This window comes from Streptomyces sp. ID05-26A (assembly GCF_033794685.1).
Classification (GTDB): domain Bacteria; phylum Actinomycetota; class Actinomycetes; order Mycobacteriales; family Pseudonocardiaceae; genus Lentzea.
The window spans coordinates 2,542,259-2,564,746 of the sequence record NZ_JARAYZ010000001.1; the positions used below are offsets into that span (position 1 = coordinate 2,542,259).

The 22,488-nt window shown below is 69.1% G+C and carries 23 protein-coding genes and 1 tRNA gene; 13 read left to right on the top strand and 11 right to left on the bottom strand.

What is annotated here, in order from left to right; all coding sequences use genetic code 11:
- Nucleotides 1-57: 57 nt before the first annotated feature.
- Nucleotides 58-2,094: a bifunctional MFS transporter/dTMP kinase gene (locus PV646_RS12580; protein WP_500341587.1), complete on the top strand. Its 2,037-nt coding sequence runs from the start codon at nucleotides 58-60 to the stop codon at nucleotides 2,092-2,094.
- Nucleotides 2,095-2,117: 23 nt separating this feature from the next.
- The gene (locus PV646_RS12585; protein WP_500341588.1) at nucleotides 2,118-3,314 is read left to right on the top strand and encodes a DNA polymerase III subunit delta'; all 1,197 of its coding nucleotides are present in this window, start codon (nucleotides 2,118-2,120) and stop codon (nucleotides 3,312-3,314) included.
- A gap of 6 nt (nucleotides 3,315-3,320) precedes the next feature.
- On the opposite strand, the gene PV646_RS12590 is transcribed toward PV646_RS12585, so the two are convergent.
- The 3 genes from PV646_RS12590 to kduI are packed head-to-tail and all read right to left on the bottom strand — an operon-like array spanning nucleotide 3,321 to nucleotide 5,604.
- A complete protein-coding gene (locus PV646_RS12590) occupies nucleotides 3,321-4,058 on the bottom strand; it encodes an IclR family transcriptional regulator (protein WP_500341589.1) in 738 nt (245 codons plus the stop codon).
- Complete coding sequence (locus PV646_RS12595) at nucleotides 4,055-4,780, bottom strand: SDR family oxidoreductase (RefSeq protein WP_500341590.1); 726 nt, start codon at nucleotides 4,778-4,780, stop codon at nucleotides 4,055-4,057. The genes PV646_RS12590 and PV646_RS12595 overlap by 4 nt, the downstream gene beginning before the upstream one ends.
- A complete protein-coding gene (kduI, locus tag PV646_RS12600; protein WP_500341591.1) occupies nucleotides 4,777-5,604 on the bottom strand; it encodes a 5-dehydro-4-deoxy-D-glucuronate isomerase in 828 nt (275 codons plus the stop codon). Before kduI ends, PV646_RS12595 begins: the two co-directional genes overlap by 4 nt.
- Nucleotides 5,605-5,740: 136 nt before the next feature.
- On the opposite strand from kduI, the gene PV646_RS12605 reads away from it, so the two are divergent.
- On the top strand, nucleotides 5,741-7,330 hold the full coding sequence (locus PV646_RS12605; RefSeq protein WP_500341592.1) for an L-lactate permease: 1,590 nt from the start codon (nucleotides 5,741-5,743) through the stop codon (nucleotides 7,328-7,330).
- Here the strand turns inward: PV646_RS12605 and PV646_RS12610 are convergent.
- Nucleotides 7,327-8,670, bottom strand: a complete 1,344-nt coding sequence (locus tag PV646_RS12610) for a hypothetical protein (protein WP_500341593.1) — start codon at nucleotides 8,668-8,670, stop codon at nucleotides 7,327-7,329. The two genes, PV646_RS12605 and PV646_RS12610, sit on opposite strands and share 4 nt — an antisense overlap.
- A 108-nt stretch (nucleotides 8,671-8,778) precedes the next feature.
- On the opposite strand from PV646_RS12610, the gene PV646_RS12615 reads away from it, so the two are divergent.
- A tRNA-Thr gene (locus PV646_RS12615) sits at nucleotides 8,779-8,852 on the top strand.
- Between the two features lie 64 nt (nucleotides 8,853-8,916).
- Complete coding sequence (locus PV646_RS12620) at nucleotides 8,917-9,261, top strand: hypothetical protein (RefSeq protein ID WP_500341594.1); 345 nt, start codon at nucleotides 8,917-8,919, stop codon at nucleotides 9,259-9,261.
- Here PV646_RS12620 and PV646_RS12625 read toward each other — a convergent pair.
- Entirely contained in the window at nucleotides 9,245-9,901 is a 657-nt protein-coding gene (locus tag PV646_RS12625) for an HNH endonuclease family protein (RefSeq protein WP_500341595.1), read from the bottom strand. The genes PV646_RS12620 and PV646_RS12625 overlap by 17 nt on opposite strands.
- A gap of 152 nt (nucleotides 9,902-10,053) precedes the next feature.
- Between PV646_RS12625 and PV646_RS12630 the strand changes: the two genes are divergently transcribed.
- Complete coding sequence (locus tag PV646_RS12630; RefSeq protein WP_500341596.1) at nucleotides 10,054-10,872, top strand: endo alpha-1,4 polygalactosaminidase; 819 nt, start codon at nucleotides 10,054-10,056, stop codon at nucleotides 10,870-10,872.
- Here PV646_RS12630 and PV646_RS12635 read toward each other — a convergent pair.
- Nucleotides 10,845-11,585, bottom strand: a complete 741-nt coding sequence (locus PV646_RS12635) for an SRPBCC family protein (RefSeq protein WP_500341597.1) — start codon at nucleotides 11,583-11,585, stop codon at nucleotides 10,845-10,847. The genes PV646_RS12630 and PV646_RS12635 overlap by 28 nt on opposite strands.
- Nucleotides 11,582-12,187, bottom strand: a complete 606-nt coding sequence (locus PV646_RS12640; protein ID WP_189156329.1) for an ArsR/SmtB family transcription factor — start codon at nucleotides 12,185-12,187, stop codon at nucleotides 11,582-11,584. Before PV646_RS12640 ends, PV646_RS12635 begins: the two co-directional genes overlap by 4 nt.
- 144 nt (nucleotides 12,188-12,331) lie before the next feature.
- Here PV646_RS12640 and PV646_RS12645 point away from each other — a divergent pair, with 144 nt between their 5' ends.
- On the top strand, nucleotides 12,332-12,505 hold the full coding sequence (locus tag PV646_RS12645; RefSeq protein WP_500341598.1) for a hypothetical protein: 174 nt from the start codon (nucleotides 12,332-12,334) through the stop codon (nucleotides 12,503-12,505).
- On the opposite strand, the gene PV646_RS12650 is transcribed toward PV646_RS12645, so the two are convergent.
- The 3 genes from PV646_RS12650 to PV646_RS12660 form a co-directional block, all read right to left on the bottom strand.
- Nucleotides 12,487-13,449, bottom strand: a complete 963-nt coding sequence (locus PV646_RS12650) for a TIGR03617 family F420-dependent LLM class oxidoreductase (RefSeq protein ID WP_500341599.1) — start codon at nucleotides 13,447-13,449, stop codon at nucleotides 12,487-12,489. The genes PV646_RS12645 and PV646_RS12650 overlap by 19 nt on opposite strands.
- A 24-nt stretch (nucleotides 13,450-13,473) precedes the next feature.
- Nucleotides 13,474-14,169, bottom strand: coding sequence for an excalibur calcium-binding domain-containing protein (locus PV646_RS12655; RefSeq protein ID WP_500341600.1), 696 nt, complete (start codon nucleotides 14,167-14,169; stop codon nucleotides 13,474-13,476).
- A gap of 118 nt (nucleotides 14,170-14,287) precedes the next feature.
- Nucleotides 14,288-14,740 carry a DUF4442 domain-containing protein gene (locus PV646_RS12660; RefSeq protein ID WP_500341601.1) on the bottom strand — a complete coding sequence of 151 codons (453 nt, stop codon included), beginning with the start codon at nucleotides 14,738-14,740 and terminating at the stop codon, nucleotides 14,288-14,290.
- Nucleotides 14,741-14,914: 174 nt separating this feature from the next.
- On the opposite strand from PV646_RS12660, the gene PV646_RS12665 reads away from it, so the two are divergent.
- Complete coding sequence (locus PV646_RS12665) at nucleotides 14,915-15,442, top strand: MarR family winged helix-turn-helix transcriptional regulator (RefSeq protein ID WP_500341602.1); 528 nt, start codon at nucleotides 14,915-14,917, stop codon at nucleotides 15,440-15,442.
- 62 nt (nucleotides 15,443-15,504) lie between these two features.
- Complete coding sequence (locus PV646_RS12670) at nucleotides 15,505-17,079, top strand: MDR family MFS transporter (RefSeq protein ID WP_500341603.1); 1,575 nt, start codon at nucleotides 15,505-15,507, stop codon at nucleotides 17,077-17,079.
- Nucleotides 17,080-17,140: 61 nt separating this feature from the next.
- On the opposite strand, the gene PV646_RS12675 is transcribed toward PV646_RS12670, so the two are convergent.
- Nucleotides 17,141-17,647 (bottom strand): inorganic diphosphatase, encoded by a 507-nt coding sequence (locus PV646_RS12675; RefSeq protein WP_189156322.1) that lies wholly within the window; start codon nucleotides 17,645-17,647, stop codon nucleotides 17,141-17,143.
- 124 nt (nucleotides 17,648-17,771) lie between these two features.
- Between PV646_RS12675 and dacB the strand changes: the two genes are divergently transcribed.
- From dacB to hpt, 4 genes are read left to right on the top strand one after another with little or no spacing between them, the layout of a single operon-like run.
- Nucleotides 17,772-19,829 carry a D-alanyl-D-alanine carboxypeptidase/D-alanyl-D-alanine endopeptidase gene (gene dacB, locus PV646_RS12680; protein WP_500341604.1) on the top strand — a complete coding sequence of 686 codons (2,058 nt, stop codon included), beginning with the start codon at nucleotides 17,772-17,774 and terminating at the stop codon, nucleotides 19,827-19,829.
- Between the two features lie 28 nt (nucleotides 19,830-19,857).
- Nucleotides 19,858-20,901: a zinc-dependent metalloprotease gene (locus PV646_RS12685; RefSeq protein WP_500341605.1), complete on the top strand. Its 1,044-nt coding sequence runs from the start codon at nucleotides 19,858-19,860 to the stop codon at nucleotides 20,899-20,901.
- A complete protein-coding gene (gene tilS / locus PV646_RS12690; protein WP_500341606.1) occupies nucleotides 20,898-21,809 on the top strand; it encodes a tRNA lysidine(34) synthetase TilS in 912 nt (303 codons plus the stop codon). Before PV646_RS12685 ends, tilS begins: the two co-directional genes overlap by 4 nt.
- A 17-nt stretch (nucleotides 21,810-21,826) precedes the next feature.
- A complete protein-coding gene (gene hpt, locus PV646_RS12695; RefSeq protein WP_030477529.1) occupies nucleotides 21,827-22,375 on the top strand; it encodes a hypoxanthine phosphoribosyltransferase in 549 nt (182 codons plus the stop codon).
- The last annotated feature ends 113 nt before the right edge of the window (nucleotides 22,376-22,488 follow it).

Genomic DNA, 22,488 nt, shown 5'->3' on the forward strand with positions numbered 1-22,488 from the left:
GCCAACCTGACTCACCACATCCGGTTACGCTGACCGCACGGGAGTGGCGACTTAGGGGTGACTGAAATTCAGGACGCGGACACACCGGCGACCGAGGCAGGCCAGGCAGGGCAGGCCCAGTCCAGCGTGTCCACGGTTCACCGGCTTCGATCGGTACTCGCCATCCGCCCGTTCCGGCGGCTCTGGCTCGTCACCTACCTGTGCAGCGTTGGTGACTGGCTGTCACTGCTCGCGTTGACCGGTCTGGTCTCCACGATGATGAAGAGCTACGAGTGGCAGTCGTTCGCGCTGCCGCTGGTCGTGCTCACCCAGCTGTTGCCGGGCATCCTCTTCGCGCCGATCGGCGGCGTGCTCGCGGACAAGTTCGACCGCCGCAAGGTCATGGTCGTCTGCGACGTCCTGCGCGGCTCGTTGTTCATCTCGATCGCGCTGGTCGGCTCCCCGATCTGGCTCTTCGTCGCGAACTTCCTGGTCGGCTGCTGCGCGATGCTGTGGATCCCGGCCAAGGAGTCGGCGGTCCCGAACCTGCTGCGCCGCCCGGACCAGGTGGAGTCGGCGAACCAGCTCGGCCTCGTGATGACCTACGGCATCTCCACGATCAGCGGCTTCGGCCTCTACTCGCTGATCTCGGGCATCCCCGCGTACCTGAACCTGCAGGGCGGGAACCTGGAGTTCACCATCGCGACGATCGCGGTGGTGATCAACGGACTGCTGTACTTCACCTCGGCGATCCTGGTGGCGACCCGCCTGCCGGAACTCTCCGGCCGCGTCTCCTCGACCCGCAAGAAGGACGACGAGGACAAGCTCGGGTTCGTCGCGATGTTCCGCGACGGCCTGAGGTTCGCCGGCAAGACGCCGCTGGTCCGCGGCCTGCTCATCGGCATGATCGGCGCGTTCGCCGCGGCCGGTGTCGTGATCGGGACGGCCAAGCTCTACGCGTTGTCGCTGCTGGGCGGGGCCTCGACGTTCGGCCTGCTGTTCGTGGCCGTGTTCCTCGGGCTCGCGGTGGGCATGGCGACGGCACCGCGGCTGGCTCAGCGCCTCGCCTACAACCGTCTGTTCGGCGTCACGATCGTGCTCGCCGGTATCTCTCTCGCGCTGGTCGCGTTCGCTCCACACTTGTGGATCGCGCTGCTGACGGTGGCACTGGTCGGTGCGTGCGCGGGCGTGGCGTTCCTGACGGGCCTCACGATCGTGGGCTCGCAGGTCGAGGACGACATGCGCGGCCGCACGGTCGCGCTGATCCAGACGTTGCTGAAGGTCGTGCTGTTCGGTGCCTCGGCCGGCGCGCCGCTGCTGCTCACGTTGCTGCAGAAGCGGCAGGTCAGCGTGTTCGGTCACCCGATGGAGGTCGACGCGAGCCGTCCGGTGATGGTCGGCGGTGCCGTGATCGCGATCGTGCTGGGCCTCGTCGCGTACCGGCAGATGGACGACCGGCGCGAGGAACCTGTGTTGTCGTCGCTGTTCGCGGCGATCCGCGGCCGTCGGCACACCAAGGGCATGCTGATCGCCGTCGAGGGCGACACCCGCGAGGACACCTCGGTGCAGGCCCGCCGCCTGGCCGCCGCGTTGCGCGCGGAGGGCCTCGACGTGCTGCTGGCCGCCGACCCCGAACACGACGAACGTCGTCTGCGCACGATGCTGTCGTCCGCCGAGTTGGCAGGCGTGCGCGCGCAGGCTCTCGTAGCCGCCGCCGTACGCGCCGATGTCGTCGAACGGCAGGTGCGTCCCGCGCTCGAAGGCGGCTCCATCGTGGTGATGGAGCGCTACGTCGACTCGCCGCTCGCACACTTCACCGCGACGAGCTCGCTGGAACACCAGGAACTCGAAGGCCTGGTCGACTGGGCCACCGGCCGGCTGCGCCCGGATCTGACGATCCTGCTGGACCGCCCGGCGGTGGACGGCAAGGGCATCGGCCCGGAACACCACTGGCGCGTCCAGCGGCTGCTGAGCGAGATGGCCGCCGCCGCACCGGACCGCTACGTCGTGGTCGAGGCCGTCGGCGACACCGACGAGGTGGCCGACCGGGTCCGCTCGGCCGTGGTCCCGTTGCTGGCCAGGCGCAGGCGCGCGGTCCCGCAAGCCGTCGTCTGACCGCCCGCTGGAAGACTGCACCCATGAGCGTGTGGGACGAGGTGGTCGGCCAGCCCGACGCGGTGGCGACCCTGTCGGCGTCCGCGGAGGCCGCGGCCACGATCGTCGCGGGCGGCACCCCCGCTCCCGGCGTGATGACCCACGCCTGGCTGTTCACCGGCCCGCCCGGCTCAGGCCGTTCGTCCACCGCCCGCGCCTTCGCCGGCGCGCTGCAGTGCGTCGTGACGGACGACCGTCCCGGCTGCGGAGAGTGCAGCGGATGCCGCACGACGTTGCACGGCACGCACGCCGACGTGCGCGTGGTGGCGCCCGAAGGCCTGTCGATCTCCGTCGCCGAGATGCGCTCGCTGGTCCAGATCTCCGCCCGCCGCCCCACCTCGGGCCGCTGGCAGGTCGTGATCATCGAGGACGCGGACCGCCTCACCGAGGGCGCGGCCAACGCACTGCTGAAGGCCGTCGAGGAACCGCCGGCGCGCACGGTCTTCCTGTTGTGCGCGCCTTCCGACCACCCCGACGACGTGTCGGTGACCATCCGCTCCCGGTGCCGGCTCGTGTCGCTGGGCTCGCCCCGGCCCGCCGCCATCGCCTCGGCCCTGGAGGCCGTCGACGGGGTGTCGCCGGAGATGGCTTCGTGGGCCGCTTCGGTGTGCGGTGGCCACGTGGGCCGTGCCCGCCGGCTGGCCGCGGACGAGCAGTCACGTTCCCGGCGCGAGTCCGTGCTGCGGATCCCGCTGGCGCTGCGCAAGCCCGCCGACGTCTTCACCTGCGCGGACGAGCTGATCAAAGCCGCCGAGGAGGACGCCTCCACCGCCAACGAGTCGCGCAACGAGGCCGAGCGCGAGGCCCTGGAGACCGCGATGGGCGCCGGTGGCACCGGCAAGGGCACCGCCGCCGCCACCCGTGGCGCCAAGGGCGCGTTGAAGGACCTGGAGAAGCGGCAGAAGTCCCGCGCGACCCGGACGCAGCGCGACTCGCTGGACACGGCGCTGGTCGACCTGGCCGGTTTCTACCGGGACGCGCTGGTGACCAAGACCGGGTCGGAGGCCGCGCTGATGCACCCGGACCGGTCCCAGGACTCCCGCACTGCCGCGGCGCAGTGGTCGTCCGAGTCGATCCTGCGGCGGATCGAGGCCGTGCTGGCGTGCCGGGAGGCGATCGGGGTCAACGTGAAGCCGCGGATCGCCATCGAGGCGATGGTGACGACGCTGCACCGGGGCTGACCGCGCTCAGAGCCACCCCAGCGCGGCGGACACCTCGTCCGCCGCCCGCAGCACCCGCGGCCCGAGCGCGATCAACTCGGGCAGCGAGTGCTCCATCGCCAGGGAGGACGCCGACAGCCCGCCGATCACCGCGCCCGAGTGGTCCCGGATCGCGGAGCCGACGCAGCGGACACCCACCTCGTTCTCCTCGTCGTCGAGTGCGAACCGCGACCGCCGCACCCGCCTGAGCTGCGAGATCAGGCGGGCGGGCGAGGTGATCGTGCGCGGGGTGCGGCCCGGCAAGCCGGTGCGGGCGACGTAGGCGTCCAGTTCGGACGTGGAGAACGAGGCCAGCACGGCCTTGCCGATGGCGGTGCCGTGGGCCGGCAGTGACATGCCCAGGCGGGACGCCATCCGGTACGGCTTGTCGGCCTCGATCTTGTCCACGTAGACCAGTTCGTCGCCGAAGAGCACGGCCAGGTGCACTGTGCAGTCCGTCGACTGCTGCAGTGCGCGCAGGGCCGGCCGCGCTCGCTCCACCGTGTCCAGCGGCCGCAGGACCTTGCCTGCCAGGGCCAGCACGCGCGGGCCCGTCAGGTAGCCGTCCGGCCCCGGGGTCGCGAAGCCGCGGTCCACCATCGCCTGCAGGAGGCGGTGGACCGTCGACTTCGGCAGGCCGGTCACCCGCGCGATGTCCGTGATGCGCGTGTGGTCGGCGAGCGCCTCCAGCACGGCGAGCGTTTTTTCGACGGCGGTGTCGGTCATCTCGCCAGCCAGCCTCCATCCACGACCAGAACGTGTCCGGTCACATAATCGGACGCGGCGGACGAAAGGAAGACAGCCGGGCCCACGAGATCTTCCGGCGTGCCCCAGCGACCCGCCGGGATCCGGGTGCGGATCGCCTGCTCGCGGTCGGGGTCGGCCTTCAGCGGAGCCGTGTTGTTCGTTTCGACGTAGCCAGGGGCGATGGCGTTCACCTGCACGTTCGACCCCGCCCACTCGTTCGCGAGCAGCTTGGTCATGCCGACCAGGGCGTGCTTCGAGGCGGTGTAGGCCGAGACGAGGATGCCGCCCTGGAACGACAACAGGGACGCGATGTTCACGACCTTGCCGCCGCCGTTGGCGATCATCTGACGGCCGCAGAGCTTCGAGATCTCGAACGCCGAGTCGAGGTTCACCGCCATGATCCGCTGCCAGTCGGACAGCGGGACGTCGACGGCGGCGCCCCGGTGGATGGTGCCGGCGTTGTTGACCAGGACGTCGACGCGGTGCTCGGCCAGGACCGGTGCGAGCGCGGGCTCGACGGACGCCGGGTCCGCCAGGTCCACCGAGACCGTGGCCACGGCGGGTGCCACGTCCGACAGGTCACCGCGGCCGACGAGGACCAACCGCGCGCCCGCGTCGTGCAGGCCGCGGGCGATGGCGCGGCCGATGCCCGTGCGGGCGCCGGTCACGAGAGCCGTCTTGCCTTCGAGGGAGAAGTTCATCGGAGCTCCGTCACGGCGACCTGGTCCATGTCGTCGTAGGCCTGGTTCTCGCCGCCCATGGCCCAGACGAACGTGTACGAGTGCGTTCCCGCTCCACTGTGGACGGACCACGACGGGGAGATGACCGCTTCCTCGTTGCGCACCAAGATGTTCCGCGTGTTCTGCGGTTCGCCGCACAGGTGGATCACGCGGTGCTCCTCCGGCAGGTCGAAGTAGAGGTAGCACTCGGTGCGGCGGTCGTGGGTGTGCGGCGGCATGGTGTTCCAGACGCTGCCCGGCGCCAGCGACGTCACGCCGAGCACCAGTTGCGACGAGCGGATGCCGTCCGCGTGCACGAACTTGCGGATCTCGCGGACGTTCGCCGTGCTCTGGTCGCCCATGTTCACCACGTCGACCTCGTCGTAGCGGGCGACGGAGGTCGGGTGCGAGGCGTGCGAGGGCGTCGAGAAGAGGTAGAAGCGGGTGTCCTCGCCGGCGGCGTGGAACTCGACGTCCGTCGAGCCCTGGCCGACGTAGAGGCAGTCGCGCGTACCGAGTTCGAACTCGGTTCCCGCCACGGTAATCGTCCCGGTCCCGCGGATGACGACCACGGCGAGTTCGCGTCGTTCGAGGAAGTGCTGCGAGCGCAACGGGGAAGCGCTTTCCAGTTTGAGCGGTTCGCCCGGTTTCGGGGTCGCTCCGCCCAGGACGATGCGGTCCTCGTGCGTGTAGACGGTCCGGATCTCACCCGGTACGAAGAGGTCGTCGACGAGGTAGTGCTGCCGCAGCCCGTCCGTGTCGAAGCCCGGCAACTGCGCCGGGTTGGTCGAGTGCCTGATCTGCATCTGGGGCGTGCCTTCCGATCGGGGCGGCGGAGTGACACCATGTCCGCCGACCATGGAACTACGTTCCGTGGAACGGAACAAGCCCGCAGTCTCCCCGCCGCCGGAGACGTGTTCAGGTGTGTGAAAGGCGGCCTTGGTGTACCAGCAGAACCCGAACCCGACAGGGTCACTGTTCCTGTCGGCACTTCTCGCGTTGATACCGCTCGTCGCCGTGCTCGTGCTGCTCGGCGGTCTCAAGTGGAAAGCTCACTGGGCGGGGCTGACCGCCCTCGTGCTCGCGATCGGCGTCGCGCTGTTCGGCTACTCGATGCCGCTCGGCCAGGCGCTCAACTCGGCGGCGTTCGGCGCGGCGACCAGCGTGCTCGTGGTCCTGTGGATCACGTTCAACGCCATCTGGATCTACAACCTGACCATCCACAGCGGACACTTCAACGTGCTGCGGCGGTCGTTCAGCTCGATCTCCGACGACCAGCGCGTGCAGGCGATCGTCATCGCGTTCTCGTTCGGCGCGTTGCTCGAAGCCCTCGCGGGAGGCGGAGGTCCGGTCGCGATCTGCTCGGTCATGCTGATCGCGCTCGGTGTCGACCCGATGAAGGCGGTGGCGCTGGCGTTGATCGCGGACACCGCGCCGGTGGCGTTCGGCGGTATGGGCAACCCGATCACGGTGCTGAACACGGTCACCGGGCTGCCGGCGGACACGTTCGGCGCGATGACCGGCCGTCAGGTGCCGATCCTCGCGTTGCTGGTGCCGTTCGTGCTGATCTTCGTGGTGGACGGCAGGCGAGGCGTCAAGCAGGCCTGGCCGGCCGCGCTGGTGGCGGGCGGCTCGTTCGCGATCACGCAGTACCTGGTCTCGAACTTCTGGTCCTACAAGCTGTGCGACATCATCGCGGCCGTCGTCTCGGTGCTCGCGTTGATCGCGCTGGTGCGGGTCTGGCAGCCGGAACGCTCGATCCCGCCGGTCATCGCCGGTGGGTCTGTCGCCGACTCACGGCGGGACGTGGTCATGGCCTTCAGTCCGTACGCGATCATCGTGGCGATCTTCTCGGTGGCGCAGATCGTGCCGGTGAAGAAGTTCCTCGACTCGCTGACGTACAAGTTCGCGTGGCCCGGCATGCACCTCGTCGCGCCGAACGGCAAGCCGATCAAGGTCGAGTACGCGCTGAACTGGGCGTCCGCGACGGGCACGTTGCTGTTCGTGTCGGGCCTGATCACGTTGGTGCTGCTGGGGATCAACGCGCGCAAGGGCTTGGAGATCTACGGCCGCACGATCAGGCAGTTCAGCTGGGCGATCGTGGCGATCCTCGCGGTGTTCTCGCTGTCGTACGTCATGAACTACTCGGGCCAGATCACGACTCTGGGCCTCTGGCTCGCGGGGACCGGCGCGTTCTTCGCGTTCCTGTCACCGGTCGTGGGCTGGTTCGGCGTCGCGATCACCGGCACGGACGCGGGCTCCAACGCGTTGTTCGGCGGTCTGCAAGTCACTGCGGCACAACAACTCGGCGCGTCACCGTTCCTGTTCGGCGCCTCGAACAGCTCCGGTGGCGTGATGGCGAAGATGATCTCGCCGCAGAACCTCGCCATCGGCACGGCCGCCGCCGGTCTGGTCGGCCGTGAGGGAGACCTGTTCCGCAAGGTCTTCGGCTGGAGTCTCCTGCTGTTGCTGGCGATGTGCGTCATCGCCTACCTGCAGTCGACCCCGGTGCTCGGCTGGATGGTGCCCTAGGACTTCTCACGCCTCGCGGGCAGCGCCGCGAAGATCACCACACCCGCGAGCAGCAACGCCGTGCCGGTCCAGAACAACGGGATCGAGTTGTACGCGGCGTTCGTGTAGGCCAGCGGCGGCGCCCCCTTGGGTGGCGCCGCCGGTGCACCGGGCTGCGCGGGCACGGTCGTCGGTGGCTGGGAGGTCCCGCAGATCACGCCACCCTGCGGCGCCGCGGCCCGGACGATCTGCTCGCCGAGCGAGATCTGCGCGAGCGCCGACGGCAGGTTCGGCAGCTTCAGCTTGTCGGTCGGCAGCACCTGCACGTCGAGCATCCGGGCCGTGGCCCCGAGCTGGAACCCGCTGAACCCGTTGCCGGTGAACGCGGCCTTCTTCTCGTTGAGCCCCGCGATCTGCAGCTTGATCACGACCAGGTCCAGCAACAACGGGATGTCGAGCGTCGGGTGCGCGGCGTCGAGCGTGCCGAGCTCCTTGCCGTTCTGGCTCACTTTGAGCACCGGCGCGGTGTACGTGATCTTCGACGTCGCCTCGTCCCCGGTCGCGGTGACGGTGAGCGTCGGAGGGGTGGCGACGTCGATCTTGACGCCACCCGCGAGCTCGACGCTGACCGCCCGCATCGTCGACGTCGACTCGACCGCCTTGTTCTTGCTGCCAGGCAGGTCGACGAGCTTGACGACCGAGCTGGCCTCGAACGCGTCCGGGATGCTGATCAGGCTGGTCTTCACCGGCAACGGCACCTCGGCCGGCAGCGCGCTGAGCACCTCCAGTCCCGCCAACGAGGTCTTCGCCGTGGCCAGCGGACTGACGCAGGGCCCGACCTTCTCGTCCCACCGGGCGTGCACGCTGCCGTTGAGCACCTTGAGCCTCGCGAGCGGCGTCTCCGGAATCGGCAGCCCACCGTTCGTCGGCTGAGGGTTGTCCGGAATCGCCGTCTGCACCAGCGTCCGCGGCGACTGCGGCGACCGCCCCGCCACCGCGAACCCGAACGGGTTGGCCTGCGTGACCACCCGCTCGGTGCTCAGGAACGCCTCGGTGTTGACCTGCGCACTGGCGAGCCCCAGCCCGAACTCGGTCACCGACTGCTTGGGCAACTGCTCGCCGAACCCGGGCAGGATCGTGTTCGTGGGCACCCCCTGCGGCCCGAGCCGGACCACGCTCAACCCGGTCCCGGCATCACCGACGGCGTGCGCGAGAGGCTGAGGCCCGTTCGGCGCCGACGCCGGCGGCTGGTTCGGATCGCGCGGCCCCGGCACCGGAGTGGTCGGAGGCTGCGCGAGCGCGGGAGCCGCGACGAGCGCGAGCAGCAACCCGGCCAGCGGCACGGACAACGAACGGCGCATGAACCTCTCCCTGGCGGTTAGGAGGTGGTGACGTCGGTCACGGTCCGTACAACGATGCCGACCCCCGTGAGTAACGCGGTTGCGGGTCGGTTATAGTTATCGCGTCTCGCCGCCTTAGCTCAGTCGGCCAGAGCAGCTCACTCGTAATGAGCAGGTCATCGGTTCGATTCCGATAGGCGGCTCGGTGAGACGGAAGGGCCAGGTCACTCGCTGACCTGGCCCTTCCGCATTGTCTAGGCTCCGCCCATGGCTGTGATGCACATCAGGAACGGCTCTTCGAGATGGCTCGTCGTCTGGCTCGAGCCTTGGGGTCAGGACCGCTGGCTCGAACGCGACGAGATGTTGTGCATTCGCACGGACAACAACGGCGAGAAGCTCGCATTCGACGTCGAGTACCACGCGAACGACAAGGAGCGTGCCGCCGGGATCGAGAACGTGACCATCTACGTCGAGAACTGTTCGTACGACGTGGACGTCACCGACGAAGAGGGCAACTTCGTCGAGTGCGGGCACAAGCGTCCTGAGGAGATCGACCGGGAGTGGACGGCTCGGCGGGTCGCGGCGGAGGAAGAACTCAGCCGCACGTCGTGAGCGCCCGGTCGAGCGCCGCGCGTTCCGCCGGTGCCACCGAAAGCCCGTAGGCGGCCTTCACCGTCACGTAGATCCGCCCGTACGAGCACGCGTAACCGGCGTTGGGCGGCATCCACTCGTCGGGCGTCTTGTCGCTCTTCGACTGGTTGACCTTCCCGGACACCGCGACGAGGTTGCGCAGGTCGTTGGCCGCGGCCAGGCGCTGCTCGGGCGCCCACGAAGCCGCGCCGCTGCGCCACATCTCGGCCAACGGCACCACGTGGTCGATCTGAATCTTCGACACACCGGTCACGCTCGTGCCCGTGTAGGGGTCGTCGAGCGTGCCGGCCTGGACGCCGCAGCGGCCCGGTTTGCGTTCCACGCCGGTCAGATCGCGGGCCAGGACCTGGCTGCGTTGGTCGCAGCCGTCGCCGTCGGTGTCGAACCACGGCTGGCCGAAGACGCACGCCTTGCCCTTGGAGCAGTCGCGGACGTAGCCGTCGAGGCGTCCCGGCGTGTTGACTGGCAGGGCCGCGAGCGACGTGCGCGCGGTGACGGCGTCGAGGGTGCCCTGCGGTACCCGGTCCACCTGTGGTCCCGCGGAGGACAGGGGGATCGCGGAACAGCCGGTCAGCAGGACGATCAGCAGCAACCAGCGCATGGAGAAGGCTTACCCGCCGCACCTGGGGGTCATGGCCGCCCAACGGCGTAACTCGTGCCTCACGCTGGTGAGACACTTGGTGGAGCAGGCTGTTCCGCTCGACACTCGTTCTACCCGAAGAGGTTTGTCGACACGTGGATCTCCGTACCCTGATGAAACCCGTTGCGGCCGTTGCCGTTCTGCTCCTGCTCGTCACGTCGTGCTCGAGCGAGCCGGACATGCCGCCGCGCGAGTTGCCGCCCGCCGGAGGGCAGCTCGACTACCAGCTCGGCGGCGCCTACCAGCCGGACGTGCCGGTCAAGATCGTGGTGCGCGACCGCAGCAAGATCATCGACGGCCGGCGGTACAACATCTGCTACCTCAACGCGTTGCAGACGCAGCCGGGCACGATGGACGGCGGGCTCGACTGGTGGCGCAAGAACCACGACGACCTGCTGGTCAAGAAGTCGAACGGTGAGGTCGCGATCGATCCGGAGTGGGCCGAGGGCATCCTCGACATCTCCACGGGCGACAAGCGGAACAGGATCCTGGAGATCCAGAAGAAGTGGATCAAGGACTGCAAGACGTCGTTCTTCAAGGGCGTGGAGCCGGACAACCTCGACTCCTACACGAGGGCCGAGGGGGCGTTCGACCTCAACGCCACCAAGGAGTTCATGAAGTCGTTCGTCCAGTACGCGCACGAACAGGGTCTGGCCGTCGCGCAGAAGAACACCGCCGAACTGGGCCAGGCGGGCAAGAAGGAGATCGGCTTCGACTTCGCCATCGCCGAGGACTGCCAGGCGAATGACGAGTGCCGGTCCTACCAGGACGCGTTCGGCAACGACTTCTTCCAGATCGAGTACACCGACGAGGGTTTCCGGAAGTCCTGCACCGATCGCGGCGGACGGGTCTCCGTCATCCGCCGCGACCGGAACGTGGTGCCGTACGGGCACGAGGACTACGTCTACGAGGTCTGCCCGCCGACGGTCTGATTCAGGAACGCCTGCCACTTCTCGCTTTGCCCGGTCGTGTCACCGAAGAGGTGGTGGCCGACGGCGTTGGTGCCGTGGAACCGGTAGATGCCCTCCGGCCCGCGCACGCCGAGGAAGTTGTGCAGGTCGTTCTCGACCAGGTAGTCGACGACACCGTTGACGCCGAACGGTTCCAGCACGACCTCGTCGCCGACCTGAGCGCCTTCGGGCACGCCGAGCGCCCTGAGCAGCACCGGCCAGTTGTTCGCGCCCTCCGGCTGCTCCGGCCACTGGGCGAACACGTACGTGCCGGGCCTGCCCGTGAAGTGCTTCACGTACTGGGCCATCGTGAACAGGTACATGTCCCAGCCCTTCGACTGCTGGTCGACGAACTCGTCGCCCCAGCCGTCGGCGAGGATGCCGGTGTGCACGAACCGCAGCACCGTGCTGCCCTGGTCACGGCCCTCGATCAGGTACTCCATGGCGTGGAACGTGCCGTCCTCGCCCTTCTCTGTGGCGTAGGCGAAGTGCTTGCCCGGCTCCCAGGCCGTGATCGTCGAGGACTCCTGGAAGAAGCCGAGGTCGAGCGACATGCGGCCGCCCACGCGGCCGTCGACGGTGTGCGGTCCCATGAACCACGAGTCGATGCCCGGTCCGGTCGCGATGGCGTCCCAGACCTGCTCCGGGGTTCCGTCGACCTCGACTTCCTTGCTGATCTCGAACTCGTGGGTCACGACTCGTCCTCCTTGGACGCGTTGGCGTTCACGCTCGGATGCAGGGCGACGACGACGCGGTGCGGACGCCCTCCTTCTGCCTGTTCGTCGTGGTACTTGGCGACCAGCTGCGTCATGAACCCGGCGAGCTCCTCCGCGAACGCCGCGCGGTCCGCCGCCGTGGCGAACCGGACCTCACCGTCCAGCGCGAAGGTCGCGAGCCGCTTCTTCGCCCTGGTCGCGCCCGTGATCAACGTGCCGACGTCGCGCACCAGCCTGGCCGAGACCGCCAGCAACCACCGGGCGGACAACCGATCGGGCGAACGCGCCGGGTCGGGCTGCACGGCCGCGAGCGCGGTCGGCGAGATGACGTAGGACGCGGCGGTCGCCTGGAGCAGGCGTTCGTTCACGTTGCCCTTGCGCCGTTCCTCGACGAGCTCCACCAGGCCGTGCTGCTCCAGCGTGCGCAGGTGGTAGTTCACCTTCTGCCGGGGCAGCCCGACCTTCGCGGCGAGCATCGTCGCCGATCCGGGCTCCACCAGCTCCGCGAGCAGACGTGCCCGCACCGGGTCCAGCGACACCTCGGCCGCGGACGGGTCTTCGATCACCGCCACTTCGAACATGGACCCAAGGTCGCACCGAAAACAAAATTAGTCAAGAACTGACTTGCTGTCGGTGACTTTGCTCCACCTGGGTGGCGTTCGAGCCGGTACCGTAAGCGACGTCTCGATTGGTCGTTGCTTGTTCGCAACCCCTGAGGAGACAAGATGATCATGATGTTGGTGCTGACCCTGTTGGCGCTACCGTTCGCCCTGACCGCGGCCAACGTCGGCAGACGCCGATGGATCCGCAAGCAGGGCGTCGCGAGGGTGCGCGCCGAACTCCGCGGGTTCCACGCGGAGCTGGCACGACAGGGTCTGAGTCACTTCTCCGGGCGCTGAACGGCGCTCGTCGACGGAGAGATCCTGGTGACGACATCGCCGTAACGGTCCAGAAGCGCGGTCGTGACGGTCTCCGGGGTGCCGAGGACGCAGAACTCGGCCAGCACCTCGTCCGTGATCAACTCGCTCATCTCCGCCCACTGCTGCCGCCGTGACATGCGGTGCAGCTCCTCGTGCAGCTCGCCCCACCCGTGCAGGTCCAGCACCGGCCGGTACGCGGGGGTCGACCCGTAGAACGCGATCTGCCGCTTGACGTCCGCGACCTCCTGGTCGTTCGTCGCGGCGAACACCGGGCCGCTGATCTCGAAGCCCTCCAGCGTCTTCCCGGCCTTCTCCCGCCCCCGCGCCAGCGCCGGCAGCGTCACCTCGCGCAGATACCGCTCGGTCGTGAAGTTGTGGCACAGGAAGCCGTCCGCGACCTCACCCGCCACCTCGGTCATCAGCCCGCCGACACCCGCGAGGTAGATCGGCGCGGTCCCGTGCGGGTTCGGGCCCGGGTCGAAGAACGGCGTCATCAGCGTGTGCTTGTAGAACTCACCGCGGAACGCCAGCCGCTCGCCGGTCTCCCAGGCGTGCCAGATCGCACGGATCGCCAGCACGAACTCGCGCATGCGCGCGGCGGGTTTGCTCCACGGCATCGAGAAGCGCTTGGTGATGTGGGCCTCGACCTGCGAGCCCAGCCCGAGGTTGAAGCGGCCCCCCGACAGCAGCCGGAGGTCGTTCGCCGTGGTCGCGACGGTCATCGGGTTGCGCGCGAACGCCACCGCGATCGCCGTGCCGAGCTCGATCCGCTCGGTCGCCGCGGCGGCACCGGCCAGCGCGAGGAACGGGTCGTGCTTGGTCTCGGCGAGCCAGAACCCGTCGTAGCCCCGGTCCTCCGCCTGCTTCGCGATGGCCCCGGCGTCACCGGGGGTGTAGTCGACGGCACTGCTGTCCAGCTTCATGCCGCTGAGGTTATTGCGCGCCGGTCAGCGGTAGCGGGATTCGCAGGCGACGCCGTTGCGGTTCTCGTCGAGTTCGATGCGGTAGCCCGGCTGACCCCAGTAGAGCGGCGCCGCGCCTGCCCTGCGCGCGTCGTCGCAGGTCGCGTAGAAGACGGGCTTCGGCTTGGGCGGTGCGGGCGGCTTCGTCGTGGTGGTCGGGGCCGGAGGTGGTGGCGGCGGAGGCGGGGGAGTGGAGGTCTCCAGGGCGTCCTTGCCGCCGCACGGTGCTCCCCACAGCCCCATCGGGACGCGCTGCGCGGCCCCTTCGGCCTCCCGCTGGCCCGGCGTCGGGGTGCCGGTGACGCGGCCGGCGCCGTTGCCGATCGCGAGCAACGCGTAGTCGGTGCCGTCGGTGAGGCTGAGCGCGCCGGTCGCGCGGTCGTAGCGGACCTGCTGGCCCTGCAGCATGGCCTTGGCGAATCCGGCGGCGGCGTCAGCCCAGCACGGTCCTGGCTGAGCCAGGCCGCTGACCTCGGCCTTCGAGCCGTCGGAGAGCATCACGGAGCGGCCGTCGACGATCGACGCCACGCTGATGCCGAGCTGGGCCGGCGGCACGGTGGCCGACGTCGACGACGCGGTCACCGGTGTGTCCTCCACCGGCTTCTCGACGGCGACAGGCCTCGACTGCTGCACCTGCGCGGCACATCCTGCGGTGAGCAGGACCAGCACGACTCCGCCCACACTTCTCCACCCCGACATAGCCCCGCATACTGCCTGCTCGCAGGGGTGTGGCCAAGGTTACGTATTTCGATCGGATCGGTTCACTTCGATTCCGAACCGAAATACGGAGACGCCCAGTTCAGCGGGCGGGCTTCAGCGTCCAGACGACGGTCATCTCACCGGTGGTCACGCCCTCGGCGTTGGTGATCGTGATCGTCACGGGGAACTCGGGCCGCGTGCCGGACTCCAGCTCGGCCAGGACCTCGTCCGCGGAGCGTCCCAGCACGGCCTCCGCGCGCATCGGGCCCATCGCGATCTTCTTGTAGGCGATGTCCGCGCGGACGGCGAGTGGCGTGGCCTTGCCGAGGTGCGCGGCGAACGCGGCCATCACGACGGCGCCGGACGCGGACTCGCCGAGGCCGAACATCATGGCGGCGTGCGGCCCGCCGATGTGGTTGTGCAGCTCCGGGGTGTCCGGCAGCGAGGCGACGACGCGGCCGGCCGAGACCTCCTCGAACTCGATGCCCGTGGTCTTCACGTAGGGCACGGCCTGCTTCATGGCATCGGCGACGAACGACACGTCTTGGCTCATGAGAGGGATGCTACCGGCGAGTAACCCGTGAGGCTACTCATCGGTAACCACTACGGCCCGCGTCCATACCACTCCTCTGTGGAGTGAGACTCGGAACTCACTTGCAATTCGATGGACCGGGATGGATGCTTGTACCGAGCAACTAGTTGGGTGATACAAGCAACGAGGTGTCAGATGGTCGATCCGGGCAGGTGCACAGGCTTCGCCGTCGACGTCGGCCCCGAGCACGAGCTCGCGGACCGGGTCGGCATGGCGATGGTGCGGCTGAACAAGATGCACGCCCAGGTCGCGCACCAGATGGCCAAGCAGGGCATGGACAAGTCCGCCTTCGTGCTCCTCGCGACGCTCTCCGGTCTCGGGGAATGTCGTTCGAGCGCGCTCGCGGAGGCGGTGCTCTCCGACCCGTCCACGGTCAGCAGGCAGGTGGCCGCGCTGGTCAAGGACGGGCTCGTGGAGAGGCACGCTGATCCGGCCGACGGCCGAGCCAGCGTTCTCGCGGTGACAGAGGCGGGACGCACGCTCATCAAGAACCGGCGCCGGCAGCGCAACGAGGCCATCGAGCGGATGTTCGCCGAGTGGCCGGACGAGGACTACAAGCTTTTCGCGGAACTGTTCGAGCGCTTCGTGCAGGACTACGAGCGCACGGTTCCGGCGTTCATGACCGACCGCGGGACGGGGACCCGCGCAGGAGGGGAAGACTAGAAATGTCATCAACAACCGATGCGACACCCACGCCAGGGGTCTCCCTGACGCATCGCCAGATCATGACGATCCTGTCCGGCTTGCTGCTGGGCATGTTCCTCGCGGCGCTGGACCAGATGATCGTCGCCAGCGCCATGAAGACCATCGCCGACCAGCTGCACGGACAGACGCTGCAGGCGTGGGCGACCACCGCCTACCTGATCACCGCGACCATCACGACCCCGTTGTACGGCAAGCTGTCGGACATCTACGGGCGCAAGCCGATGTACCTCGCGGCGATCTCGCTGTTCCTGGTCGGCTCGCTGCTCTCGGGCATCGCGACGTCGATGTACGAGCTGGCCGCGTTCCGCGCGGTGCAGGGCCTGGGCGCCGGCGGTCTGATGTCGCTGGCCTTCGCGATCATGGCGGACATCATCTCGCCGCGTGAGCGCAGCAAGTACTCCGCCTACTTCATGGCCGTGTTCGGGTCGGCCAGCGTGCTCGGCCCGGTCATCGGTGGCGTGTTCGCCGGTCTCAGCTCGTTCCTCGGCGTCACCGGCTGGCGCTGGGTGTTCCTCGTGAACGTCCCGATCGCGCTGCTCGCGCTGTTCGTCGTGGCCCGCGTGCTGAACATCCCGCACCAGCGGGTGAACCACCGCATCGACTTCGGCGGCGCCATCGCGCTGACCGTCGGCCTGGTGCCGCTGCTGATCGTGGCCGAACAGGGCCGCGAGTGGGGCTGGGCCTCGGGCCTGTCGATCGCCATGTACGTGATCGGCGTGCTGGGCCTGGTGGCGTTCGTGTGGGTCGAGAACCGCATGGGCGACGAGGCGATGCTGCCGATGCGGATGTTCCGCAACCACACGTTCTCGCTCGGCAACACGATCAACTTCGTGCTCGGCATCGGCATGTTCGGCGGCATGGTCTCCATCCCGCTGTACCTGCAGATCGTCAAGGGCGTCACGCCGACCACGGCAGGTCTGATGCTGCTGCCGATGACGTTCGGGATCATGTCGGCCACCGCGATCGCCGGCAAGGTCACGTCGTCGACCGGGCGCTACAAGATCTTCCCGATCATCGGCGCCGGGCTGATGGCGGCCGCGTTGTTCCTGCTCAGCACCATCGGCACGGACACGCCGAGCTGGCTCGTGATGGTCTTCATGTTCATCATGGGCGCGGGTCTCGGTCAGTGCATGCAGACGCTGCTGCTGGCGATCCAGAACGACGCCGAGCCGCGGGACATGGGCGTGGCGACCGCCTCGGCGACGTTCTTCCGCCAGATCGGTGGCACCGTCGGCACCGCGGTGTTCCTGTCGATCCTGTTCAGCACGGTCGGTGACAAGATCGCCGAGGGCCTGAAGGCCGCGGCGCAGACCGACGCGTTCCGGGCGGCCCTGGCGCAGAACCCGGAGTTCGCGAAGACGCTGCAGAGCGGGTCCGGTGTGGACATCAACAACACCGAGTTCCTCAACCACCTCGACCCGGTCCTGGCGAAGCCGTTCCTCGACGGGTTCTCCAGCGCGATCGACACGGTCTTCCTGACCGGCGGCATCGTGATGATCGCGGCGTTCGTCCTCGTGTGGTTCCTGCGCGAGAAGCCGCTCTCGACCAGGTCGGGTCTGGAGCGCGTGGCGGACGCGGAGGCCCTCGCGGTCTGAGGTTTCGAAGGCACGAAAAAGAGGGAGCTGCTCCGAGCAGCTCCCTCTCCTTCGTTCGTGCCTAGTGGAAGGTCTCGCCCCGTGCTTCGGCGTCCTTCAGGCGCTGGTAGGAGCGCTTGATCTCGGCCTCGGCCTCGGTGCGGCCCACCCAGGACGCGCCCTCGACGCTCTTACCGGGCTCCAGGTCCTTGTAGACCTCGAAGAAGTGCTGGATCTCCAGGCGGTCGAACTCCGCCAGGTGGTGGATGTCCCGCAGGTGCTCGTGGCGCGGGTCGTGGGCCGGGACGCACAGAACCTTGTCGTCGCCGCCCTTCTCGTCCGTCATGCGGAACATGCCGATCGCACGAGCGGCGATCAGGCAGCCGGGGAACGTCGGTTCCTGGACGAGGACGAGGGCGTCCAGCGGGTCGCCGTCCTCACCCAGGGTGTTCTCGATGAACCCGTAGTCGGCCGGGTACTGCGTCGACGTGAACAACGTGCGGTCGAGGCGGATGCGGCCACTCTTGTGGTCCACCTCGTACTTGTTGCGCACGCCCTTGGGGATCTCGATCAGGACGTCGAATTCCACTGGTCCTCGCTCATGTAGCCCATTCGTGATGCCCACTAGTGTGGACCACGACGCCTTGTCAACCCTCATCGGAGCGGCGGTTGGGGGGTGTGAGATTGCCCGTACCGAGCTGACGGAGGCCCACTTGCCGGACGAGCCCCAGTGGCCGACCGAGGACGACGACGCCGGGTCGGTCGCCGCCGCAAAAGAGCCAACGGTGCAGGTCAGCCGCCCGTCCGTCGACCAGCCGACCATGCGTTTCCCGCTCGCCGCCGTGCTCTCCGCACCGTCCACTCAGGAGCCGCTGCGCTCCTCGCCGGTCCGTTCCGCCCCGAACGCCTCGGGCTCCGTTCATGCCACGCCGGGTGTGCCGGCGGCCGGTTCCGGTGTCTCCGGCGGGGCTTCCGGTGAAGCCGCCGGTGGGAAGTCTCACGGGGTGATTGGTCCAGAAGTCGGCCAACCTCGGGCCGTCCCGGTGCGCGTCGAGCCGAGGGGCGACCAGACCCGTGTCGTGCCGCGGCCGGAGCAGCGGACCACGGAGCTCTCGGTCCCGCCCGCGAAGACGGCGCGCGTGGACCAGCTCCCGCACCTCGAACAGTCCTGGTTCGACCAGACGGTCAGGCCCGACCCGCAGCCCGCGCCGCCTCCCCAGGCCCGCCCCGAGCCGCCGCGTCCCGAGCAGACCAAGCGCGTGGACCAGCTCCAGGCCCAGGCGCCGCCACGCCAGGAGCCGCAGCGCCCCGAGCAGACCCGTCCGGTACCGCCTCCCCGCCAGGAGCCCCGCGACCTCCCCGTCACCGGGTACGAGGAGGAGCCGGAGGACCGCCTCGCCGACGAGCCGAAGAAGAGCCGCAAGCCACTCCTCGTGGTCCTGAGCCTGCTGGTCGTCGCGGCCCTCGCGGGCGCGACCGTCTACGCGGTCGAGGAGTTCGGCGGCACCCAGGCGATCGAGACCAGGCCGCCGGCCGCGCCCGCGAACGTCCAGACCCTGGTCAAGGCCGTCACCGCGGGTGCCCCGGCACCGACCCCGGCCGGTGTGAAACAGGCGTTGACCGGTCCTGCGGGCAACAGCGCGCTCGGCACGCTCACGGGCAGCGTCATCGACCCCGCCAGCGGCACCCCGCTGTGGCAGCAGGGCGACACCACGCCCGCGACACCCGCGTCGAGCCTCAAGATCCTCACGGCCGCGGCGGCGTTGCTCAGCCTCGAGAAGACCGACCAGCTGTCCACCAAGGTCGTCCAGGGCGCGGAGCCCGGCACCGTGGTGATCGTCGGCGGCGGCGACCCGACCATCTCCGGCGCGCCCGGCAAGTCGGTCTACCCCGGTGCCGCGACGCTCGACGACCTGGTCGGCCAGGTCAAGGCCAAGGGCCCGGTCACCAAGGTCCAGTTCGACCTCAGCCGGTACACCGGCGAGGCGCTCGGGCCGCAGTGGGAGAGCGTGGACATCGCGGGCGGCTCGGTCGCGCCGATCGTGCCGTTCATGCTCGACGGCGGCCGGATCGACCAGACCAACGTCAACGGTGCCCGCACCGGCAGCCCTGGCCAGGCGGCGGCGGACGCGTTCGCTCAGCGCGTCGGAGCCCCCGGTGCCACGGCGGGCACGGCCCCGGCGGGTGGGCAGGTGCTCGGCGAGATCAAGTCGGCGCCGATCGAGCAGCTCGTCGACAACATGATGCAGATCTCGGACAACGTGCTCACCGAGGCCGTCGCGCGGGAGATCGCGATCAAGACCGGCAACGAGCCGTCGTTCGCGGGCGGCGTGAAGGCCGTGCGGGACGTGCTGACCAAGAACGGCTTCGACCTCACCGCCGCGAACTTCGTGGACGGCAGCGGGCTGTCCGCCACGAACAAGATCCCGCCGAAGCTGCTCACCGACGTGCTCACCGCCGCCGCCAAGCCCACGCTGGACGACGCGCGCACCGCGAAGTTGCGGCCGTTGCTGACGGCGCTGCCGGTCGCGGGCGGCAGCGGCACGCTGGCCGGTCGCTACGGCGGCAGCGCGGCGCCGGGCAAGGGCTGGGTGCGGGCCAAGACCGGCACGCTCACCGGCGTCAACGCGCTCGCCGGCATGGTCGTCGACGTGGACGGACGGGTGCTGGTGTTCTCGTTCATGTCCGCGAGCAACCGCAGCGCCGAGGCCGAGGTCCGGCCCGCCCTGGACGTGATGGCCGCTGCGTTGCGGGGTTGTGGCTGTTCGTAGCGGGCCGTGCGCAGGTAGCGTCGGAAGCGTGAACGGCGCGACGGAGGCAGAGCTCGGCCCGGTGGACTGGGAGCTGGCGGTTACGACCGCCACGCGACTCGTCCGGCCGGGCCCCGTGATCGGCAAGGACGAGGCCGACCACGTCGTAGGCAGACTTCGCGAACTCGCGCCGCAGGCGGAGGTGCACGTCCGCGAGCTGACCACGCTCGGCCAGGGCCTGCCGCTGCTGCCGGGCGAGGTCGTGGACAGGCCGGCGTGGGTCGCGGCCGCCGCTCAGGGCCTGGCCGCGCTGACCGGGCCCGCGATGCCGCGCCAGACAGGTCCGATGGCGGGCATCCTCGCCGGTACGGCCGGGGTGCAGGCCGGCGTGGTGCTGGCGTTCCTGTCCTCGCGGGTGCTCGGCCAGTACGACCCGTTCAGCCCGAACGACCAGCTCGCCGGACGCCTGCTGCTGGTCGCACCGAACATCGTTGGCGCGCAACAGGCTCTCGACGTGCCGGACGACGACTTCCGCATGTGGGTGTGCCTGCACGAGTGCACGCACCGCCTGCAGTTCACCGGCGTGCCGTGGCTGCGCAGGTACTTCTCCGACCAGGTCACCGCGCTGCTGTCCTCAATGGACGAAGAGCGCGCGCCGCTGACGGACGTGATCCGCGACTTCCGCACCAAGCTCCGCGAGGGCGACGGTCCGATGAGCCTGATCGACCTCATCCAGTCGCCGCAGCAGAAGGCACTGCTGGACCGGCTGATCGCACTGTCCACTTTGCTCGAAGGCCACGCCGACCACGTGATGGACGCGGTCGGCCCCTCCGTCGTGCCGTCCGTGTCGACCATCCGCAGCCGCTTCAGCGCACGCCGCAAGGGCGGCGGCCTGCTCGACCGGATCCTGCGCACCGTCCTCGGCGTCGAGGCGAAGGTGCGCCAGTACGAGGAGGGCGCCGAGTTCACCTCGTACGTCGTCGAGCGCGTCGGGATGGACGGCTTCAACACGATCTGGACGTCCGCCGAGACGTTGCCGACGCGCGCCGAGATCACCGAGCCGATGAGCTGGCTGCGTCGCGTGTCGCCGTGAACGGCCCGGTCGCCGAGATCCGGACGGCCCTCCGCCGGTTCCTCGATCTCGTGCAGCCGGAGGCCGTGACCGTCGCGGTCTCCGGTGGGGCCGACTCGCTGGCGTTGGCTGCCTGCGTCGGAAGGCTGGTGCCCGGCGCGTCGGCCGTCGTCGTCGATCACCAACTGCAGCCGGGTTCGGCCGAGGTGGCGTTGCGCGCTGCCGGACAGTGCGCCGACTTCGGGCTCGTGGCGCGCGTGGAGCCGGTCGTGGTGTCGGGTCCCGGTGGACCCGAGGCCGCGGCCCGTGCGGCCCGCTACGCGGCTCTGAGGCCGTCGTCCGGGGTAGTGCTGCTCGGACACACGCTGGACGACCAGGCGGAGACCGTGCTGCTGGGGTTGGGCCGCGGCTCCGGACCCCGGTCGATCGCCGGCATGCGCGCGTTCGACGCGCCGTGGGGCCGGCCGCTGCTCGGCGTGTCCCGGGCGGTGACGCGCGCCGCCTGTCTCGAGCAGGGGATCGAGGTGTGGGAGGACCCGCACAACCTCGACCCGTCGTTCACCCGCGTGCGGCTGCGGTCCGAGGTCCTGCCGTTGCTGGAGGCGGTGCTGCAGGGCGGCGTCGCGTCGTCGTTGGCGCGCACGGCCGCCCAGTTGCGGGAGGACTGTGACGCACTCGACTCTCTCGCGGAAGCTTTCGCCGGCGACTGCTGTGCTGTTGATGACATCGCTGAGTTGCCGGTCGCGCTTCGACGGAGAGTGGTCAGATCGTGGCTGATCGACGAGGGCGTGCCTGAACTGTCCGATTCGCACCTGCGCCGCGTTGACGCACTGGTGAGTGAATGGCGCGGTCAGGGCGGTGTCTGGCTACCTGGCGGCTTTGTCGTGCGGCGTGCGCATGGCAGGCTCGTTGTGGAACCACAGTCTTAAGCAGAGGGGACCTGTCCGTGTACGACGGCGACATCGCATCCGTGCTCATCACCGAGCAGGAGATCAGCGACAAGGTCACCGAACTCGCCAAGCAGGTCGCGGCTGATCACCCAGAAGGTGACTCCGACCTCGTGCTGATCACTGTGCTCAAGGGCGCTGTGATGTTCATGGCCGACCTCGCCCGCGCGCTGCCCGTTCCGGTGCAGCTCGAATTCATGGCCGTTTCGTCCTACGGGTCGTCCACGTCGTCCTCCGGCGTGGTGCGGATCCTGAAGGACCTGGATCGGGACATCGCCGACCGGAACGTGGTGATCGTCGAAGACATCATCGATTCCGGGCTCACGTTGTCCTGGCTGTTGAAGAACCTCCAGTCCCGCAAGCCGCGGTCGCTCCAGGTGTGCACCTTGTTGCGCAAGCCGGATGCGGTCAAGGTGGAGGTGCCGGTGAAGTACGTCGGGTTCGACATCCCCAACGAGTTCGTCGTGGGATACGGGCTGGACTACGCGGAGCGGTACCGGGATCTGCCCTACATCGGGACGCTGGACCCGAAGGTCTACTCCAGCTGAGTTCGCTTGGGCGGGGGCGTTGCCGGTGTGCCGGTGGCGCCCCCGTTTTTGTTGCCCGGGTTGGCATTGCGTTGGCCGGTCCTGTTCACAGCAAAAAGAACGCCGGGCCCCCT

What these genes read in the sequence shown, in the direction of transcription:
- PV646_RS12595 (WP_500341590.1), bottom strand. Translation starts at nt 4,780, where the DNA reads ATGAACTTCTCCCTCGAAGGCAAGACGGCTCTCGTGACCGGCGCCCGC.
- PV646_RS12650 (WP_500341599.1), bottom strand. Translation starts at nt 13,449, where the DNA reads ATGAAGCTGGACAGCAGTGCCGTCGACTACACCCCCGGTGACGCCGGG.
- PV646_RS12620 (WP_500341594.1), top strand. Translation starts at nt 8,917, where the DNA reads ATGGCTGTGATGCACATCAGGAACGGCTCTTCGAGATGGCTCGTCGTC.
- PV646_RS12660 (WP_500341601.1), bottom strand. Translation starts at nt 14,740, where the DNA reads ATGAGCCAAGACGTGTCGTTCGTCGCCGATGCCATGAAGCAGGCCGTG.
- PV646_RS12630 (WP_500341596.1), top strand. Translation starts at nt 10,054, where the DNA reads ATGAAACCCGTTGCGGCCGTTGCCGTTCTGCTCCTGCTCGTCACGTCG.
- PV646_RS12645 (WP_500341598.1), top strand. Translation starts at nt 12,332, where the DNA reads ATGATCATGATGTTGGTGCTGACCCTGTTGGCGCTACCGTTCGCCCTG.
- PV646_RS12585 (WP_500341588.1), top strand. Translation starts at nt 2,118, where the DNA reads ATGAGCGTGTGGGACGAGGTGGTCGGCCAGCCCGACGCGGTGGCGACC.
- PV646_RS12670 (WP_500341603.1), top strand. Translation starts at nt 15,505, where the DNA reads ATGACGATCCTGTCCGGCTTGCTGCTGGGCATGTTCCTCGCGGCGCTG.
- PV646_RS12625 (WP_500341595.1), bottom strand. Translation starts at nt 9,901, where the DNA reads ATGCGCTGGTTGCTGCTGATCGTCCTGCTGACCGGCTGTTCCGCGATC.
- PV646_RS12590 (WP_500341589.1), bottom strand. Translation starts at nt 4,058, where the DNA reads ATGACCGACACCGCCGTCGAAAAAACGCTCGCCGTGCTGGAGGCGCTC.
- kduI (WP_500341591.1), bottom strand. Translation starts at nt 5,604, where the DNA reads ATGCAGATCAGGCACTCGACCAACCCGGCGCAGTTGCCGGGCTTCGAC.
- PV646_RS12640 (WP_189156329.1), bottom strand. Translation starts at nt 12,187, where the DNA reads ATGTTCGAAGTGGCGGTGATCGAAGACCCGTCCGCGGCCGAGGTGTCG.
- PV646_RS12665 (WP_500341602.1), top strand. Translation starts at nt 14,915, where the DNA reads ATGGTCGATCCGGGCAGGTGCACAGGCTTCGCCGTCGACGTCGGCCCC.
- PV646_RS12610 (WP_500341593.1), bottom strand. Translation starts at nt 8,670, where the DNA reads ATGCGCCGTTCGTTGTCCGTGCCGCTGGCCGGGTTGCTGCTCGCGCTC.